Origin of the sequence: Aeromonas enteropelogenes (assembly GCF_000819845.1) — a bacterium.
GTDB classification, from domain to species: Bacteria; Pseudomonadota; Gammaproteobacteria; order Enterobacterales; family Aeromonadaceae; genus Aeromonas; species Aeromonas enteropelogenes.
In genome coordinates this window covers 1-17,542 of record NZ_CDCG01000012.1, presented here as the reverse complement: position 1 = coordinate 17,542, position 17,542 = coordinate 1, and the positions used below count along the sequence as shown (strand labels likewise).

The following is a 17,542-nucleotide window of genomic DNA, read 5'->3' as shown; positions in this document are numbered from 1 at the left end:
TGCCAAAGCGCAGCATGCCGCCGGCGAGCGGGCCCGCCTCGCGGATCTCCACTTGATGACCGAGCCGGTTGAGGTGCCAAGCACAAGATAGCCCTGAGGGACCCGCCCCTATGATCAGCACCTTCTTGCCGCTGGCGGGCGCGGGGGGCGCCGGCTGCCAGCCCCGGGCCAGCGCCTCGTCACCGAGAAAGCGTTCGATGGCGTGAATGGAGACGGCTTCATCCACCCGGGCGCGGTTGCAGGCGCCCTCGCAGGGGTGATAACAGACCCGGCCGTGGACGGCAGGCAGAGGATTTTCTTCGATCAGGGTCTGCCAGGCCGCTTCAAAGCGCCCGGCCTGGGCCAGGGAGAGCCAGGCTTGAATGTTTTCACCGGCCGGGCAGGCGTGATTGCAGGGTGGCAGGGCCGGCCGCCAAACGGGTAGCCGGGTACGCACCGGGCCTGTTCCCGTTTTCAGGGAGAGATCCGGCAATGGGGTCATATCCAGTTGTTTGCTCATACATTGCTTTCTTCTTGTTGTGGGACAGGCCCCATCCGAATGCGCTTGATACCGTGTAGCCTGGGCAGACGGTGGCCGGAAGGGGAAGAAGCGAAAGCGTCAGAAACTGGAAGCTGACCCGATAGTGGACTGTTTTTTGTACGCCTTGGCCGATCGGGATCAAAAAATGTTGCATTTTATGGGCAATCGCGTCCGAATTGTGACCCATGTAGCACCCATGCAAACGGGTCGTCATCGTGAACGCGTCTGCGGCCTGCCATCGCCAGCCCCAAAATCCGCAACCTGCCGCAATTGCCGCTCACGCCATAAACCGTTATGTTGCCCTCTTCCCGGGCAACGCAGCCACGTCACAAGGAGCCGGACATGCCAACCCTCGACAGCATTCATCTCTATCCCGTCAAATCGACGGCAGGCATGGCGCTGACCCGCGCCCGGGTCACCGAGGAGGGTCTGCTGGGGGATCGCCGCTACATGGTGGTAAAGCCCGATGGCACCTTCATCACCGCACGCACTCACCCCCAGCTGCAACAAGTGCAGGCCACCCCCATTGATGGCGGCCTGCTGCTGCGCTATCCGGGGTTCGAGCCGCTCACCCTGCTGGAGACCGAGTTCAGCCTGACCCCGCAGGCCACCGGCGTCTGGAAGGACAACTTCAATGCCCTGCACACCCACGCCTGGGCCGATGCATGGTTAAGCCGGGTGGCAGGGGAAAGGGTGCAGCTGCTCTGGCTTGGCGAAGAGTCTGCCCGCTTTCGGGAGAAGACAGGCACCCGGGTCAGCTTTGCCGACGGCTACCCCCTGCTGCTTATCAGCCAGGGTTCGCTTGAGGATCTCAACCTGAGATCCGATGCCCTGCACCAGATGAGCCAGTTTCGCACCAATCTGGTGGCGAGCGGCACTCGCCCCTTCGAGGAAGACGGCTGGAAGCGGATCCGCATCGGCGAGGTGGAGTTTCTGGTGGCCAAGCCGTGCAGTCGCTGCATCATGACCACGGTGGAGCCGGGCACGGATCGCTTCAATGCCCTGAAAGAGCCGCTGGCTACCCTCACCCGCTACCGCCGGGGCGAGGATGGGGAAGTCTATTTCGGCCAGAATCTGGTAGCCCTGAACGAGGGGTGGATCGAGGCGGGCAGTGAGATAGAGGTGCTGGAGACCGCCCGCCCCCCCGTCTATCCCAACGCGGCCCCGAAAAAGCGCGAACTGGTGTGCGTGGCCCGCGAGCCCCTGGCCCGGGATCTGGAGACCTTCTGGTTCGAGGCAGCCGACGGCGAGCCCCTACCGGATTATCTGCCGGGCCAGCACCTGCCCATCAGCCTGGATATCAAAAACGAGCGCATTCAACGCCGCTATACCCTGAGCGCCAGCCCGGATCAGCCGGAGCGTTACAGCATCAGCGTCAAAAAGGTGGCCGATGGCCGCATCTCCCACTGGCTGCACCAGCAGTTGCAGGTGGGTGACCGTCTGCTGGCAAGCGACCCGGCCGGGGAATTTCACCTGGGGGCAGGACGATCCTTGCTGTTGCTCTCGGCAGGTTCGGGGGTGACCCCCATGCTCTCCATCGCCCGTACCTTAGGCTTGCGCGCAGAGCTCGGGGATGTTCACTTTATGCACCTGTGCCGCAGCGAGGCGGACATTCCGGCCATCCACGAGTTGCACGCCATGGCGCGCCAGGGGATGACCCTCACCCTGATCCTGAGCCAGCCCGATGAGCACTGGCAGGGGCTCAAGGGACGGCTTGCCGATGAACACCTCAAACAGGTGAAAGATCTGGCAGGACGCGAAGTGTTTGTCTGCGGTCCCCACGGCTTTATGGCCGATGCCACGGCTCGCCTGCTGGGGTTGGGCGTTGCCGCCGAACGCATCCAGCAGGAGAGCTTTGGTGGCGCCATTCTCTCGGTCGCTCGTCCCCATCAGGCGGTGCAGCTGCGCATCGGCGAGCGCGCCTTTGCCGGCAACAATCAGGGAACCGTGCTGGATCAGGCCCACAAGCAGGGAGTGGAGCTGCCCTGGAGCTGCCGCGCAGGGATCTGCGGCAGCTGCAAGCAGACCCTGCTTGAAGGCGAGGTGGAGCACCCGGATGCCCCCGCCATCACGGCCGCCGAGCGGGCCGAAGGCAAGATCCTCACCTGCTGCGCCGTGCCGCTCACCGATCTGGTGATCGGCCCCCGTTAATCAAAAGGCCGGGAGCCTGGCGCCCGGCCACCTTGTTCCGCTTGCGTTCCCTCTTTATCTCCCTGCTTCGTAATCTCTCTCCCGGTGTCACATCGCTTTTCTTGGCCTGCGCCCTGCTCCGTCCGACCAGCCACCTATACTCACAACAAAAATAAAACCCCATCAAGACAGCGGGTTCTGCCGTCTGCCCAAGGGGGTATCTTTGGCGCGAATAAGGAACGCTCAAACCATGGAACAAAACAGACCCGCCTTTCAGCTCAACCTGCTGCTGTCGGTTGTCACCCTGATCCTGCTGTCACTGGTATTTTTTGCCTACAGCTGGTCGGAAAGCAGGCTCGAACACAACTATCAACAACGCTACCAATCCTATCTGCTGGCCGACGAGCTGAGGCAATCCTCCGACGATCTGACCAGGCTGGCCCGCACCTATGTGATCACCAAGGATCCCGCCTACGAACAGCAGTACATGCGGATCCTGGCCATTCGCAACGGGGAGCAGAACCGGCCGCAAGGCTACAACCGCATCTATTGGGATTTTGTCGCCGCCACGGGCCAGAACCCGCGACCCGACAGCGGCCTGCGCCGCAGCCTCATCGATCTGATGAAGGACACCGGCTTTACCGAAGAGGAGATGGCCAAACTCAACGAGGCCAAGAACAACTCCGATGCCCTGGTCAACACAGAGGTGGCCGCCTTCAAGCTGGTGCAGCAACAGGATGGGGATCTGGCCGCCAACCAGCAACAGGCGATCGCCATGATGCATGACAAGGCCTATCACCAGAACAAGGGGCGCATCATGTCTCCCATCGACGACTTCTACGTCTTGATGGAGACCCGCACCCAGCAGGCGGTGGATGACGCGGCAAGCCTCGCGACCATGCTGCGCTACCTCTTCATCGCCCTGGGTCTGGTGTTGATGTTCTTCCTGTGGCGAACCTACAAGGCGCTGCTCGATCTGGTCGGCACCTCGGTCGATCAGCTCAGAAGCGAGCTGAACAACCTGGCACAGGGGGATTTCTCTCGCCCGATCAAGGTACCTAGCGGGGCCAAAGATAGCCTGATCGCGCTGCTGGCCGGCATGCAGACCACCCTCAAGGGGATCATTGCCCAGGTCTCCCACTCCAGCGGCGAGCTGTCGGAGTCGGCCGACAGCATTGCCCAGATTGCCGAGCAGACGGCCCACTTCGCCACCTCCCAGCAGAGCAGCACCCAGACCATGGCGGCCGCCATCGAAGAGCTGGTGGTGAGCATCAGCCACCTCTCCGACAACGCCACCCACGCCGACGAGCTGAGCAAGGTCTCCGCCGATACCCTGGAACAGGGCGCCGGCGTCATCAAGCAGACCCTGGACAGCATAGAGAACATCTCGAGCACGGTGGGGGATGCCGCCAGCAGTCTTGCCGACCTCAACAACCATACCCAGCAGATCTCCGACATCATCGAGGTGATCCGCGGCATCGCCGATCAGACCAACCTGCTGGCCCTCAACGCCGCCATCGAGGCGGCCCGGGCCGGGGAGCAGGGGCGCGGCTTTGCCGTGGTGGCCGACGAGGTGCGCAACCTCGCCAGCCGCTCGGCGGCCTCGACCCAGCAGATCACCGGCATGATAGGCAAGATCCAGAGCGGGGCGGACACCTCCATCCGCAGCATGGAGCTCACGGTCAACAACGTCTCGCGCGGGGTGAGCCTGGCCAACCAGACCGGCGAGGCCATCGCCAGCATCCAGAGCCACGCCGCCAACCTGACGGGCCTGATGGGGGAGATCAGCCACACCCTGCGCGAGCAATCCACCGCCGCCAACGAGGTGGTCTCCACCGTGGGCAATATCACCTCCCTCTCCGAACAGTCGGGCGAGGCGGCGCGCCACGTCTCCCAGGAGGCGGCCAAGCTCAAGCAGCTGTCACGGCTGCTGCGCCAGGAGATGGCCCACTTCAAGCTCTGAGCCCGGGGCCTAAAAGCAAAACGGCTGCCCGAGGGCAGCCGTTTTTCATGGCAGGGTCGCTTAACCGCGCAGGGCGGCGATGCGCTGCTCGATGGGCGGGTGGCTCATGAACAGCTCGCTCATGGAGCGCTTGCCGTTGATGCCGAAGGCCATCATGGCGCCTTCCATCTGCGGCTCGGCACCGCGGGAGAGGCGCTCGAGGGCGGCGATCATCTTGTCACGGCCGGCCAGTTTGGCGGCGCCGGCATCGGCGCGGAACTCACGCTGACGGCTGAACCACATGACGATCATGGAGGCCAGCACGCCGAACACCATCTCCAGCACGAATACGGTGATCATGTAGGCAAAACCGCCGGTGCTGCTGCTCTCTTCCTCGTTGTTGGAGCTGAAGAAGTTGCTGATGACGCCGGCCACGATGCGGGCGAAGAACATCACGAAGGTGTTCACCACCCCCTGGATCAGGGTCAGGGTCACCATGTCGCCGTTGGCTACGTGGCTCACCTCGTGGGCCAGCACGGCTTCCGCCTCATCGCGGCTCATGCTGTAGAGCAAGCCGGACGAAACAGCGACAAGCGAGTCGTCACGACGGGCACCGGTGGCGAACGCGTTCATCTCGGGGGAGTCGTAGATACCCACTTCCGGCATCTTGATGCCGGCTTCACGGGCCTGACGGGCCACAGTGCTCACCAGCCAGTGCTCGGTCTCGTTGCGGGGCTGTTCGATGACCTGGACGCCATAGCTGCGCTTGGCCATCCACTTGGACATCAGCAAGGAGATGAAGGAGCCCCCAAAACCGAACACGGCACAGAATACCAACAGACCGGAAATACTGGACTTGTTGATCCCCAGAACCGAGAACAGGATGTTGAGTACCACCCCCAGCACCAGCATGACGGCCAGGTTGGTCACCAGGAATAGCATTATTCGCTTCATATAGACTCCTTGTGAAAATAAGGGACACGGACGGGGAAAACGGATCTCTCCTGCCCATGTTAATGCCCACATTCTAGGAAAATTCGATGAATGTTCGCTGAATGTGTCGTCACAGCAGTGGGGAGATATCCAGCCGTCCCTGCAAATTCGCTTCAAGTGGATTGTTTACAAAGGGAATTTCACCCAAAAACGGAGCAGGTATCAAGCCTCTCAAGGTGTCCAGATTTTCCTGATAGTGGCTCATGGCGCCATGCAGCCGGTTGATAACCCAGCCCGCCACCGGCAAGTTGTCGTTGCGAATGGCGGCAAAAGTGAGCAGCGCATGGTTGAGACAGCCCAGCTTGGCCCCCACCACCATGATCACCGCCATGTTCTCCTGCTTCACCCAGTCCGACATCAGATGCTGGCGATCCAGCGGCAGATACCAGCCACCCGCCCCTTCCACCACGGTCAGCTCGGCCCCGGCCTGCTCAATCTTGCGCAGCCCCTCGCTGATCCCCTGCATGTCGATGGGCTGGCGCACTTCGCTGGCGGCGATATGGGGGGCGATGGGGGGCTCATAGGCAAACGGATTGACCAGATCGTAAGGCAGCGCAAGGCTCGCCGCCTCCTGCAGCAGCACGGCATCCAAGTTGCGTAGTCCATCCGAAGTGCGGGCACAGCCTGCCGACACCGGCTTGTAGCCTGCGCAGCGGATCCCCTGGACACTGAACTCCCTAAGCAGGGTGCGGGCCACCAGGGTCTTGCCCACGTCGGTATCGGTGCCGGTAATAAAAAATGATTTCATCTTCTTCTCTCCCTGGCATGACAGCGAGCTCACTGCCCTTGCCACGCCGCAATTCCAACATCCGCTTCGCGTCAGACCGGTTTGCCGATCCGGCCAAGACAGACCCGATAGCTGGCGACCAGCCGGCCATCCGGCTGGCGAAAGGCCTCGTAGGCCTGGCCAAGACGCTGCAAGCGGGCACGGCCGCTCAGACCCACGCCGCTGTTGGCCTGGTTGTCGTTGACCTCATTGGCGCCTATCCCCTTGAGATCGCGCAGCAGCTGCGTCACGTCAAGATAGGCAAGATCCCAGGTCTGGCACTGCAAGCGGGGAGCGGTGACCCCGGCAGTCGCCAGCGCCTGCTCCAATTGTGGCAGGCTGAGGAAGCGATTGACATGGGCACGGCCGTCCACCTGTTGCCAGGCGGTGCGCAGTTGCCAGAGCGACTCGTCCAGCAAGGTGGAGAAAAAGAGCTGGCCACCGGGTCTGAGCACCCGCATCAGCTCGCCAAAGGCCTGGGCCGGCCGCTCGCACCACTGCAGGGCCAGACTGGAAAATACCCAGTCAAAGGCGTTGTCGGCAAAGGGCAACTGCTCGGCATCGCCGCACACCAGGCGAGCGCCGCTGCCGCGCTCCGCGGCCCGGGCCAGCATGCCGGGGGCGAGATCCAGCCCCACCAGGCTCTGACAGCGATCGGCGAGTGCGGGCAGAAAATATCCGGTGCCGCAGCCGAGATCCAGCCCGGCGCGGGCCACATCACAGCCAACCAGACTGGTCGGCCCCTGCGACATCAACCCCAGCAGCGCCTGCCCCACTTCCTGCTGAAAGCGGGCGTGGGCGTCGTAGTGTCGGGCGGCGGCGCCGAAGCGGCGGGCGAGGCGGGCCTTGTCGACCGACTGAAAACGCTCATGCATCCTGGGTGCCTCCCGCGCTGTAGACAAAGGGGCAAGGGCCGAGGGCATCAAGCAGCCGATCGATATCCTCATCCCTGTGAGCGGCGCTCAAGGTGATGCGAAGACGCGCCGTACCGACCGGCACAGTGGGCGGACGGATGGCGCCGACCCAGACGTCGCATCCTCGCAGCCGCTCGGCCAGTTGCAGGGCGGCACTGCTCTCCCCCACCAGCAGCGGCTGGATGGGAGTATTGCTCGCGCCAAGCTGCCAACCCAATGCCTGCGCTCCTTGCCGAAAGCGGGCGATAAGGCGAGCAAGCCGGGTACGGGACTCGTCGGCCCCGCGCACCAGCTCGATGCTCTGGCTCACGGCGCAGGCCTGGGCAGCCGGCATATGGGTGCTGTAGACATAGTGGCGAGCGAAGTTCACCAGATACTCCACCAGCTCGCGGCTGCCGCCGACAAACGCGCCGGCCACCCCGAGCGCCTTACCGAAGGTCCCCATCTGGATGTGCACTCGGGCAGGCTCCACCCCCTGGGCCGCCAGAGTGCCACGCCCCTCGGATCCCAGCACGCCGAGGCCGTGAGCGTCGTCAATCATCAGCCAGTTGCCGCTTCGGGCGGCCAGGGCTGCGAGCTCACCCCAGGGGCCCTGATCCCCGTCCATGCTGAACACCCCCTCCGAGACGATGAGCCCGCGGTTTGGCTCAAGTTGACGTTCAAGGGCCGCCATATCGTTGTGGCCAAAGCGCTTCATCCTGCAGGGAAGCTGGCTGCCCATCTCCTGCAGGGAGGCGTGGTTTAGCCTGTCTTGCCACAGCAAATGATCCTTGCCGAGCAAGGCTTTCAGCACCGCCTGATTGGCGGAAAAGCCGCAGTTAAAGAGCAGTACCGCCTCCAGCCCGAGCCAGTCGGCCAGCGTCTCTTCCAGCTGCTGATGAGCGCGGCTGTAGCCGGTCACCAGCGGCGAGGCGCCCGCGCCCGCGCCATAACGCTCGATGCCCTCTTTGAAGGCAGCCTTGATGGCGGGGTGATCGGCAAGCCCCAGATAGTCGTTGGCGGAGAAGTTGAGGTACTTTCGCCCCGCCACCCTGAGTCGCCCGCCGCCCGCCTCGTTTGTGGCAACGCGGCTGCGCAGCAGGGCGGCCTGCTCACGCGCTGCCAGCGCCTCTCCCAGCGCAAAGGGGCTATTTACAACGGGGGCGTTCATGAGCGAACGCCGCTGGCACTGTAGGTCTTCGTTTTGGTGGCGTCATAGAAGAGCGCCCTTGGCTCGCTCTGGCGACTCACCTCCGCCAGCAGCTCCTCTTCTTGAACTTGATCCGGCTTCTGGGCCCGCTGGGCGGGGCGAATGCCGAGGCGCTTGAACAGCTGCATGTCGCTGTTTTCGTCCGGGTTGGGGGTGGTCAGCAGCTTGCAGCCGTAGAAGATGGAGTTGGCCCCCGCCATAAAGCACATGGCCTGCATCTGCTCGTTCATCTTCTCCCGCCCGGCGGAGAGGCGCACGTGGGAGGCCGGCATCATGATGCGCGCCACGGCGATGGTACGGATAAATTCGAACGGATCTAGGTTCTCCTGGTTCTCCAGCGGCGTCCCCTTCACCTTGACCAGCATGTTGATGGGCACGCTCTCCGGGTGGCGCGGCAGATTGGCGAGCGCCATCAAGAGGCCCGCCCGATCTTTCGCCTGCTCCCCCATGCCGACGATGCCGCCGGAGCAGACCTTCATGCCGGCGCCGCGCACATGCTCCAGAGTATCGAGCCGGTCCTGATAGGTGCGGGTGGTGATGATGTCGCCGTAGAACTCCGGCGAGGTATCGAGGTTGTGGTTGTAGTAGTCAAGGCCGGCGGCGCCGAGGCGCGCCGCCTGATCAGCGGTGAGCATGCCTAGCGTCATGCAGGTCTCCATGCCGAGCCCGCGCACCTCCTCGATCATCCGCAGGATATAGGGCATGTCCTTCTCTTTGGGGTTGCGCCAGGCGGCCCCCATGCAGAAGCGAGACGAGCCGTTGGCCTTGGCTTCGCGGGCCCGCTCCAGCACCTTCTCCACCTCCATCAGCCGCTCGGCCTCAAGGCCGGTGTGATAGCGGGCGCTCTGGGGGCAGTACTTGCAATCCTCCGGGCAGGCACCGGTCTTGATGGAGAGCAGGGTACTCACCTGCACCTCGTTCGGATCGAAATGGGCGCGGTGCACCGTCTGAGCCCGAAACAGCAGGTCGTTGAACGGCAGGGTAAACAGGGCCTGAACCTCGGCAAGGGTCCAGTCGTGACGAAGGGCGTGAGCGCCCGCAGTGACAGCATTCATACATGGCTTCCGGTTGTTATTGGTGGGATCCTGCGCCGCCTTGCTTGCAAGAACTCTTTGCAAAAGCTCCTTGCAAGAGAGAAGCGCAAAACCCGCCACCTGGCCCGGGCGAACAGGGATGCGCGCATGGCCAAGTGGCTGAAATTGTTGGCTAGTGTAGAGAGCAGGCGTAGACTGTCAACACCGACCAGATCCAACAAATTGACAACAGAACAACAAATGACCAATCAAGAATTCGACCTACACCACGTCTGGCACCCCTATACCTCCCTCACCCATCCCCTGCCCTGCTATGAAGTGGCCAGTGCCAGGGGAGTGACCCTTACCCTCAGCGACGGGCGCAAGCTGGTGGATGGCATGAGCTCCTGGTGGGCCTGCGTGCACGGCTATCAGGTGCCTGAGCTCGATGCCGCTGCCACTGCCCAGCTCGGCAAGATGCCCCACGTGATGTTTGGCGGCCTGACCCATGCCCCGGCGGTGGAGCTCTGTCGCAAGCTGGTGGCGATCACTCCGGCCGGGCTGGATCGGGTCTTTCTGGCAGATTCCGGCTCGGTGGCAGTGGAAGTGGCGCTCAAGATGGCGCAGCAGTACTGGCACGCCAAAGGGACTCCTCGCACCAAATTCGTTGCCCTGCGCGGCGGCTATCACGGCGACACCTTCGGCGCCATGAGCGTCTGCGATCCGGATGGCGGCATGCACGAGCTCTATCAGGGCTTCCTGCCCGAACATTATTTTGTCGAAGCGCCGAGTTGCCGCTTTCACGCCGAGTGGGACGAGCAGTGCGTGGTGGAGCTGGCGACGCTTATGGCAGACACCCATGAGGAAATCGCCGCCATCGTGCTCGAACCCATAGTGCAGGGGGCGGGTGGCATGCGCTTCTACCACCCGCGCTATCTGCAGTGGGTGCGCGCCCTGTGCGACGAGTTCGGCGTGCTCTTGATTGCCGACGAGATTGCCACCGGCTTTGGCCGCACCGGCCAACTGTTTGCCTGCGACTGGGCCGGCATCAGCCCCGACATCATGTGTCTGGGCAAGGCGCTCACCGGGGGCTACCTGACCCTGTCGGCGACCCTGACCACCGAACATGTCGCCCGCACCATCTGCGACGGGAAAGCGGGGGTCTTTATGCACGGCCCCACCTTTATGGGCAATCCATTAGCGTGTGCGGTCGCCAATGCCTCCATCGAGCTGCTGCTGGCCTCGCCTTGGCAGGAGCGAGTGCGCGCCATCGAGCACCAACTGCGCACCGAACTGGTCGAGCTGACCCTGCACCCGGCGGTTGCCGACGTGCGGGTACTCGGCGCCATCGGCGTGGTGGAGATGAAGGAGCGGGTGGACGTGGCGCGCATCCAGCGCAAGTTCGTGTCGCTTGGGGCCTGGATCCGCCCCTTTGGCAAGCTCATCTACTTGATGCCGCCATTTGTCATCACCCCTGAAGAGCTCGGCGTGCTGACCCGCGCCATTCATGAGGCCATCCATCAGGGTGAGTATTGAGGCTGACGGACGAGCATCGCCATTTGTTGCATTGCAATGGCAACTTAATCTGGGTCCATTAGCCAGAATGTGAGCAAAACACCAGACCTGAGGCGCACGGGAGGGTAGACTGTAGCGGTTTTACCATACAGATCGACTCTCCATGCGCCTCTCCATTGCTGCCAAAATCAACTTCTTCCTGCTGTTCATCTTCTCCATGGTGCTGGTCTTTTCCGCGGCCTATCAGGCGGTACGGGAGCGCGACCTCATCCTGACCCTGATCAAGGAGCAGAGCCGCGAGCAAACCGAAGCCTATTTCGACGGCCTCAACATGCTGATGCTGACCGGCAAGATGGATGCCCGCGATACCCTGCGCACCAAGTTTCTGGAGCACGCCCATGTGGAAGATGCCCGCATCGTGCGCGGTGAGGGAGTGAGCAAGCAGTATGGTCCCGGCTTCGAGAGCGAGCAGCCCAAAGACAGGTTCGATGAGCTGGCACTGGCGGGGAAAGGCAGTCTGGAGGTGGTGCACGACGGCATGCACAGCCGGCTGGTGGTGACCCAGCCGCTGCTGGCCAGAAAGGATTTTCGCGGCACCGACTGCACCAGTTGCCACCAGGTGGCGGAAAACAGCGTGCTGGGAGCGGTGCGCTTTGACTACTCCCTCGACTCCCTCTTTACCCGGGTCGAGCAGAACATCCTCACCTCGGCGCTGAGCCTCACCGTCATCTTCGGCCTGGGGCTCTTGCTCACCCTCTGGGTCATTCGCACCTGGATCGTTCGCCCCCTCAACCAGCTGACCCGCTCCATGGAGGAGGCCACCGATCTGCACGACTTCGGCCACCGCCTGGAGGGGGACGACGGCGACGAGATTGGCCGGGTAGCGCTCGCCTACAACCAGATGCTCGACAGCGTGGAGCGCCAGCTGGGCAAGCGTCCCAAGAAGCCGGACGAAGAGAACGAGCGGGCTGCGGGCTAACCGACGTAATAAAAAAGCAGGCTGGCCAGCAAAATCAGCAGCAGGATGGCCAGATTGATATGGCGGGCATCGTCCCGGCGCCGGCTGCGCTTGCGCTCCAGCAGCAAGACCCCCAGGGTGAGGGCGCAACATCCCCACAATCCGTACACCAGCCAGGGGGTCAACGCCGGCTCCCAGTAGTTTCGCACTTCAATGCCGCCATAGACCAAAAAGCCGTAGGCTATCTCGGGGCGAGCATAGTGATAGAGGGAGAGCAGCACGATAAAGCCGCCCCAGCAGAGCAGCACCAGCCCTCGCAATACCCTGGTCAGCCAATCCGGTCCACGTCGTCGCTCTTTCACCCGCCTCTCCTGCGTTGATGACTCTCGTCTCGCGCAAAACATGCCGCAAACCCCAGCAGAGTCCGACATTTTTGCTTGTTTATCAAACCTGCACGGGTAAGATTAACGGCTTAGTCTGCCATGATGGGCCCTTGAATGCCCGGGCCAGACCCATAGCGCTGCAAGAACAAGCTGGAGACAATATTTCGATGACGCACGCATCCGTAGTAGATGTGCTGACCGGTAAACATGCGGTTGGCACCACCCTGACTGTACGAGGGTGGATCCGGACTCGCCGTGATTCCAAGGCGGGGATCTCATTTTTGGCCATTTCCGATGGCTCCTGTTTCCATCCGGTACAGGCCGTCGTCCCCAATACCCTGGCCAATTACGAGAATGAAGTGCTGCGTCTGACCACCGCCTGCTCCGTGGAAGTGACCGGCGTCGTTGCCGAATCCCAGGGCAGCGGCCAGGCGTTCGAGCTGCAGGCCACCGACGTCAAGGTGGTCGGCTGGGTCGAAGACCCGGACACCTACCCGATGGCCGCCAAGCGCCACAGCATCGAGTACCTGCGCGAGCAGGCCCACCTGCGTCCGCGCACCAACATCGTTGGCGCCGTGACCCGGGTGCGCAACAGCCTGGCACAGGCCATCCACCGCTTTTTCCACGAGCAAGGCTTCATCTGGGTTGCCACGCCACTCATCACCGCCTCCGACACCGAAGGTGCCGGCGAGATGTTCCGCGTCTCCACCCTGGATCTGGAAAACCTGCCGCGTACCGACGCCGGCAAGGTTGACTACAACGAAGATTTCTTCGGCAAAGAGGCCTTCCTGACCGTATCCGGCCAGCTGAACGCCGAAACCTATGCCTGCGCCCTCTCCAAGGTGTACACCTTCGGGCCGACTTTCCGCGCCGAAAACTCCAACACCAGCCGTCACCTGGCCGAGTTCTGGATGGTCGAGCCGGAAGTGGCGTTCAACGATCTGGAAGATAACGCCGCCCTGGCCGAAGCCATGCTGAAGTATGTCTTCAACGCCGTGCTGACCGAGCGCCGCGACGATCTGGAGTTCTTCGCCCAGCACGTTGACAAGGACGCCATCGGCCGTCTGGAGCGCTTCGTTGCCTCCGACTTCGCCCAGATTGACTACACCGACGCCATCGAAGTGCTGAAAAACTGCGGCAAGAAGTTCGAGTTCCCGGTCTCCTGGGGTATCGATCTCTCCTCCGAGCACGAGCGCTATCTAGCCGAGGAGCACTTCAAGTCTCCGGTGGTGGTGAAGAACTACCCGAAAGACATCAAGGCCTTCTACATGCGTCTCAACGACGACGGCAAGACAGTTGCCGCCATGGACGTACTGGCCCCGGGCATCGGCGAGATCATCGGTGGCTCCCAGCGTGAAGAGCGTCTGGACGTGCTGGATGCCCGCTTGGCCGAGATGGGTCTGAACAAGGAAGACTACTGGTGGTATCGCGACCTGCGCCGCTACGGTACCGTGCCGCACTCCGGCTTTGGTCTGGGCTTCGAGCGTCTGGTGGTCTACGTGACCGGCATGGGCAACGTGCGCGACGTGATCCCCTTCCCGCGTACCCCGCGCACCGCAGAGTTCTGATTACAGGCCTTTGCCGACAAAGCCGACCCCAGGGTCGGCTTTTTGCTATCTGCTTCTCCCCTACCCGACCGCTGACCCCATCCTGCTCTTGGGTTTTGCAAGGCCGCACGGTATGTATCCACTTTCCGCCAGACCACAAGTGTCATACGTACCTGCTCCGGTACGGCAAAATGACAATTAAGTTAATACGTGGTTTTTAAGGCGTTAAATCAGAAAACGTCGACTTATTGAAGTATCTCAATTTTTTGCCCTTTTCCGGCGGGCAAAATACCGACTAACCCTTTAGGGCTAAATAAAAAACGGGCTATTCAGATCCATGAGCCCGACACAACTCAGGCATGGATTCAATTACACGAGGTAATGGAATGATCTTGATGGAATTTTTGGTAGTACTCGGCTGTTTGCTGCTGGGTACCCGCTTTGGGGGCATGGGACTCGGTCTCATCAGTGGTATCGGTCTGTTCCTGCTGACCTTCGTGTTCGGTCTGGTGCCGGGCGAGCCGCCGGTACAGGTGATGCTGACCATTCTGGCGGTGATCGGTTGTGCCGCCACCCTGCAGACCGCCGGCGGTCTCAACCTGATGATGCAGGTGGCAGAGCGCCTGCTGCGCCGTCACCCGCAATACATCACCATACTGGCTCCGCTCACCACCTGGACCCTCACCTTCCTGTGCGGTACCGGCCACGTGGTCTACACCATGTTCCCCATCATCGCCGACATCGCACTGCAGAAGAACATCCGCCCCGAGCGTCCGATGGCGGTGGCTTCCGTTGCCTCCCAGATGGCCATCTGCGCCTCGCCTGTCTCGGTGGCCGTGGTCTCCATGGTCTCCATCCTGGCGGCGGCCCACGGCATCGGCCAGGCCTACGGTCTGCTGGACATCCTGATGGTCGCCATTCCCTCCTCCCTGACCGGCGTCATCGTCGCCGCCCTCTGGAGCCTGCGTCGCGGCAAGGATCTGGACAAGGACGAGGAGTTCCAGGCCAAGATCCAGGATCCGGAACAGCGCGCCTTCATCTATGGCGGCGGTGAAACCCTGCTCAATACCAAGTTCCCGAAACAGGCCTACTGGTCGACCTGGATCTTCTTCGCCGCCATCGCCGCCGTGGTGATGCTGGGTGCCTATGAGGGTCTGCGTCCCGTCTTCACCATCAAGGAGAAGACTGGTCCCCTCTCCATGAACCTGGTGATCCAGATGATGATGCTGATCGCCGGCGCCTTCATCCTGATGGTCTGCAAGGTCAAGCCGGGCGAGATCTCCAACGGTGCCGTGTTCAAAGCCGGCATGGTCGCCATCTTCTCCGTATTCGGGGTTGCCTGGATGAGCGAAACCTTCTTCCAGGCCCACATGCCGCTGCTCAAGGAGACCCTGGCCCACGTGGTTCAGGCCCAGCCCTGGACCTACGCCCTGGTGCTGTTCCTCATCTCCAAGCTGGTGAATAGCCAGGCCGCGGCCCTCACCGCCATCGCCCCCATGGGTCTGGCGCTGGGTGTCGAACCCAAGCTGCTGATCGCCTTCCTGCCGGCGAGCTACGGCTACTTCGTGCTACCGACCTATCCGAGCGATCTGGCCTGTATCGGTTTCGACCGCTCCGGCACCACCCGCATCGGCAAGTTCATCATCAACCACAGCTTCATCATTCCGGGTCTTATCGGAGTGATCACCTCCTGTACCCTGGGCTATATCCTGACCAGCATACTGCTGTAACCGAACACTCCCATCCCGCAAGCCCCCGTCATCGGGGGCTTGTCATTTTGGGCCCGTACTGCTTTGCCAAGCAGTCGACGCCCTAGTAGCATGCTTCCTCTCTTTTTTCACAAAAATGGAACCCCATGTCTCGCGTCATCCTGCTCTGGAGCGGCGGCAAAGATGCCATGCAGGCCCTCTGCCATGCCCGTGAACAGGGCCATCAGGTGGTGGCACTGGTGACCTTTGCCCCGCCCTCGCCCCGCTTTCTCGCCCATCCACTGCATCAGATTCGCCGCCAGGCGGCCGCCCTCGCGCTCCCCCACCGGCTGGTCACCATCGAGGCACCGTTCGAGCTAGGCTATGAAGATGCGCTGGCCCAGCTACGGCAGGAGTGGGCCATCGATGGGGTGGTCACCGGCGATATCGACAGCGTGGGGGGCGCCAGCAACTGGATCCGCGAGCGCTGCCGCCCGCTCGGGATAACGGTTCATACCCCGCTCTGGCAGCAATCCCGCGACGATTTGCTGGCGGATCTGCGGGCATGCGGCATCGTCGCCCACCTCTCCTGCGTCGATACCCGCTTCCTGACACCCGACTGGGTCGGCCGGGTGCTCGATGGCGAAACCATCGCCGAGTTGCAGCAGCTGGCGGCAAGCCAAGGCTTCGATGCCTGCGGCGAGCAGGGGGAGTTTCACACCATGGTGACCGATGGCCCCGGGTTCAGCGCCCCCGTGCAACTCGCTCGCTGGCAGGTGGAGCAGGAGGGAAACCTCGCCTACCTGGCCGAAGAGGAGGCATGAGCCACGCCCTTCTGGCCAATCGCAGGGATAAAAAACGGGAGGCATCCGCCTCCCGTTTTCATGGTCCTTGCACAGGACTATTTGGCCAGCTTGCCCAGCACCCGCTGCAGCAGGCGAATGCGCGGCGCTATGCTATCGAGCAGCAAAAACTCGGCCTCGGAGTGAAAACCGCCGCCCATGGGGCCAAAGCCATCAAGAGACGGCACTCCGGCCGCGGCGGTAAAGTTGGCATCCGATCCGCCGCCCGCCTCCAGCCAGTTGAAGGGGATCCCCTCCTCTTTGGCCGCCGCCTCCACCAGTGCCATTAGCGCCTGGGTGTCGCCACTTGGGCGCATTGCCGGCTTGAAGGTCTGGCGATCCACCTCGACCCGGCAACCCGGCAGGAAGGGGTTCTTGGCCATAAAGCCGAGCCTGTCGTGCACGGCGGCCGCCTCTTCATTGCTCCAGAAACGCAGGTCGACGATGGCCTCGGCATAATCCGGCACCACATTGACCCCGGTGCCCCCCTGTACCACCCCGACGTTCATGGTGGTGCCCGTCTCCATGTTGACCTGCTGGTTGATGGCGAGCACCCAGTTGGCGAGCTCGGTGATGGCCGAGATCCCTTCCGCCAATGCAGAACCCGCGTGGGAGGCCTTGCCATGGAAGGTGATCCGGTACTTGGCATTGCCCTTGCGGGCGCTGATGAGATCCCCGTTCGGGCGGGCCGCCTCGGCCACCAGCACGCAGGCGCTCTGGCGGGCCTTCTCCACCAGCCACGCTTTCGACCAGGGGGAACCAATCTCCTCATCGCAGTTGCAGCAGACCAGCACCCTGAGCTTGGCCAACACCGCCGGGTCCATCCCCTTGAGGGCATACCAGAGGGAGAGCAAGCCGCTCTTCATGTCCGATACCCCGGGGCCAAAGGCCTGATTGCCCTCGATTTTCAGCGGCCGCTTGGCCGCCGTCCCCTCGGGGAAGACGGTATCCATGTGGCCAATCAGCATCACATCGTAGTGATCGGCGCCCGGCGCATTGGTGATCTCGAGACAGGGGCCGCATTCGGCGGCGAACTGGTGACGGCGCACCTGCCAGCCGATGGACTCGAATTTCTCGGTCATGATGTCGGCGACCCTGGCCACCCCGGCCGGGGTGCGGGTGCCGCAATCCAGGTTGATGAG

At 62.5% G+C, this 17,542-nt stretch carries 15 protein-coding genes; 7 read left to right on the top strand and 8 right to left on the bottom strand.

Annotated features, from left to right (window positions below; genetic code table 11):
• Window positions 1–499, bottom strand: a 499-nt coding sequence (locus BN1123_RS20735; RefSeq protein ID WP_042025580.1) for an NAD(P)-binding protein, incomplete at its 3' end; no start/stop codon positions are given.
• 363 nt (window positions 500–862) lie between these two features.
• Here BN1123_RS20735 and BN1123_RS04425 point away from each other — a divergent pair.
• Together BN1123_RS04425 and BN1123_RS04420 are read left to right on the top strand one after the other, a co-directional pair.
• Window positions 863–2,671 (top strand): MOSC N-terminal beta barrel domain-containing protein, encoded by a 1,809-nt coding sequence (locus BN1123_RS04425; RefSeq protein ID WP_042025579.1) that lies wholly within the window; start codon window positions 863–865, stop codon window positions 2,669–2,671.
• A gap of 229 nt (window positions 2,672–2,900) precedes the next feature.
• Window positions 2,901–4,613 (top strand): methyl-accepting chemotaxis protein, encoded by a 1,713-nt coding sequence (locus tag BN1123_RS04420; protein WP_042025578.1) that lies wholly within the window; start codon window positions 2,901–2,903, stop codon window positions 4,611–4,613.
• A 60-nt stretch (window positions 4,614–4,673) separates the two neighbouring features.
• Here BN1123_RS04420 and htpX read toward each other — a convergent pair whose 3' ends face one another.
• The 5 genes from htpX to bioB all read right to left on the bottom strand — a co-directional run bounded on the left by htpX (window position 4,674) and on the right by bioB (window position 9,509).
• The gene (htpX, locus tag BN1123_RS04415) at window positions 4,674–5,546 is read right to left on the bottom strand and encodes a protease HtpX (RefSeq protein ID WP_042025577.1); all 873 of its coding nucleotides are present in this window, start codon (window positions 5,544–5,546) and stop codon (window positions 4,674–4,676) included.
• A 109-nt stretch (window positions 5,547–5,655) separates the two neighbouring features.
• Window positions 5,656–6,333: a dethiobiotin synthase gene (gene bioD / locus BN1123_RS04410; RefSeq protein WP_042025576.1), complete on the bottom strand. Its 678-nt coding sequence runs from the start codon at window positions 6,331–6,333 to the stop codon at window positions 5,656–5,658.
• Window positions 6,334–6,404: 71 nt separating this feature from the next.
• Window positions 6,405–7,226 carry a malonyl-ACP O-methyltransferase BioC gene (gene bioC, locus BN1123_RS04405; protein WP_042025575.1) on the bottom strand — a complete coding sequence of 274 codons (822 nt, stop codon included), beginning with the start codon at window positions 7,224–7,226 and terminating at the stop codon, window positions 6,405–6,407.
• Complete coding sequence (bioF, locus tag BN1123_RS04400) at window positions 7,219–8,415, bottom strand: 8-amino-7-oxononanoate synthase (RefSeq protein ID WP_042025574.1); 1,197 nt, start codon at window positions 8,413–8,415, stop codon at window positions 7,219–7,221. Before bioF ends, bioC begins: the two co-directional genes overlap by 8 nt.
• Window positions 8,412–9,509, bottom strand: coding sequence for a biotin synthase BioB (gene bioB / locus BN1123_RS04395; RefSeq protein ID WP_042025573.1), 1,098 nt, complete (start codon window positions 9,507–9,509; stop codon window positions 8,412–8,414). Before bioB ends, bioF begins: the two co-directional genes overlap by 4 nt.
• 219 nt (window positions 9,510–9,728) lie before the next feature.
• Here bioB and bioA point away from each other — a divergent pair, with 219 nt between their 5' ends.
• On the top strand, window positions 9,729–11,003 hold the full coding sequence (gene bioA / locus BN1123_RS04390; RefSeq protein ID WP_042025572.1) for an adenosylmethionine--8-amino-7-oxononanoate transaminase: 1,275 nt from the start codon (window positions 9,729–9,731) through the stop codon (window positions 11,001–11,003).
• Window positions 11,004–11,145: 142 nt separating this feature from the next.
• On the top strand, window positions 11,146–11,961 hold the full coding sequence (locus BN1123_RS04385) for a HAMP domain-containing protein (RefSeq protein ID WP_042025570.1): 816 nt from the start codon (window positions 11,146–11,148) through the stop codon (window positions 11,959–11,961).
• Here BN1123_RS04385 and BN1123_RS04380 read toward each other — a convergent pair.
• Window positions 11,958–12,302: a hypothetical protein gene (locus BN1123_RS04380; RefSeq protein WP_026457027.1), complete on the bottom strand. Its 345-nt coding sequence runs from the start codon at window positions 12,300–12,302 to the stop codon at window positions 11,958–11,960. The genes BN1123_RS04385 and BN1123_RS04380 overlap by 4 nt on opposite strands.
• A gap of 188 nt (window positions 12,303–12,490) precedes the next feature.
• On the opposite strand from BN1123_RS04380, the gene asnS reads away from it, so the two are divergent.
• The 3 genes from asnS to BN1123_RS04365 all read left to right on the top strand — a co-directional run bounded on the left by asnS (window position 12,491) and on the right by BN1123_RS04365 (window position 16,382).
• Window positions 12,491–13,891, top strand: coding sequence for an asparagine--tRNA ligase (gene asnS / locus BN1123_RS04375; protein WP_042025569.1), 1,401 nt, complete (start codon window positions 12,491–12,493; stop codon window positions 13,889–13,891).
• 365 nt (window positions 13,892–14,256) lie between these two features.
• Window positions 14,257–15,600: an anaerobic C4-dicarboxylate transporter gene (locus tag BN1123_RS04370; protein ID WP_042025567.1), complete on the top strand. Its 1,344-nt coding sequence runs from the start codon at window positions 14,257–14,259 to the stop codon at window positions 15,598–15,600.
• A 125-nt stretch (window positions 15,601–15,725) separates the two neighbouring features.
• Window positions 15,726–16,382: a Dph6-related ATP pyrophosphatase gene (locus tag BN1123_RS04365; protein ID WP_042025566.1), complete on the top strand. Its 657-nt coding sequence runs from the start codon at window positions 15,726–15,728 to the stop codon at window positions 16,380–16,382.
• Window positions 16,383–16,459: 77 nt separating this feature from the next.
• Here the strand turns inward: BN1123_RS04365 and BN1123_RS04360 are convergent.
• The coding region (locus BN1123_RS04360) for a M20 family metallopeptidase (protein ID WP_156130370.1) at window positions 16,460–17,542 on the bottom strand (1,083 nt) is incomplete at its 5' end.

Excerpts from the sequence above, each read along its gene's own strand:
- bioF (WP_042025574.1), bottom strand. The coding sequence starts at position 8,415 with ATGAACGCCCCCGTTGTAAATAGCCCCTTTGCGCTGGGAGAGGCGCTG.
- htpX (WP_042025577.1), bottom strand. The coding sequence starts at position 5,546 with ATGAAGCGAATAATGCTATTCCTGGTGACCAACCTGGCCGTCATGCTG.
- BN1123_RS04370 (WP_042025567.1), top strand. The coding sequence starts at position 14,257 with ATGATCTTGATGGAATTTTTGGTAGTACTCGGCTGTTTGCTGCTGGGT.
- bioC (WP_042025575.1), bottom strand. The coding sequence starts at position 7,226 with ATGCATGAGCGTTTTCAGTCGGTCGACAAGGCCCGCCTCGCCCGCCGC.
- BN1123_RS04420 (WP_042025578.1), top strand. The coding sequence starts at position 2,901 with ATGGAACAAAACAGACCCGCCTTTCAGCTCAACCTGCTGCTGTCGGTT.
- BN1123_RS04385 (WP_042025570.1), top strand. The coding sequence starts at position 11,146 with ATGCGCCTCTCCATTGCTGCCAAAATCAACTTCTTCCTGCTGTTCATC.
- bioD (WP_042025576.1), bottom strand. The coding sequence starts at position 6,333 with ATGAAATCATTTTTTATTACCGGCACCGATACCGACGTGGGCAAGACC.
- asnS (WP_042025569.1), top strand. The coding sequence starts at position 12,491 with ATGACGCACGCATCCGTAGTAGATGTGCTGACCGGTAAACATGCGGTT.
- bioA (WP_042025572.1), top strand. The coding sequence starts at position 9,729 with ATGACCAATCAAGAATTCGACCTACACCACGTCTGGCACCCCTATACC.
- BN1123_RS04365 (WP_042025566.1), top strand. The coding sequence starts at position 15,726 with ATGTCTCGCGTCATCCTGCTCTGGAGCGGCGGCAAAGATGCCATGCAG.
- bioB (WP_042025573.1), bottom strand. The coding sequence starts at position 9,509 with ATGAATGCTGTCACTGCGGGCGCTCACGCCCTTCGTCACGACTGGACC.
- BN1123_RS04425 (WP_042025579.1), top strand. The coding sequence starts at position 863 with ATGCCAACCCTCGACAGCATTCATCTCTATCCCGTCAAATCGACGGCA.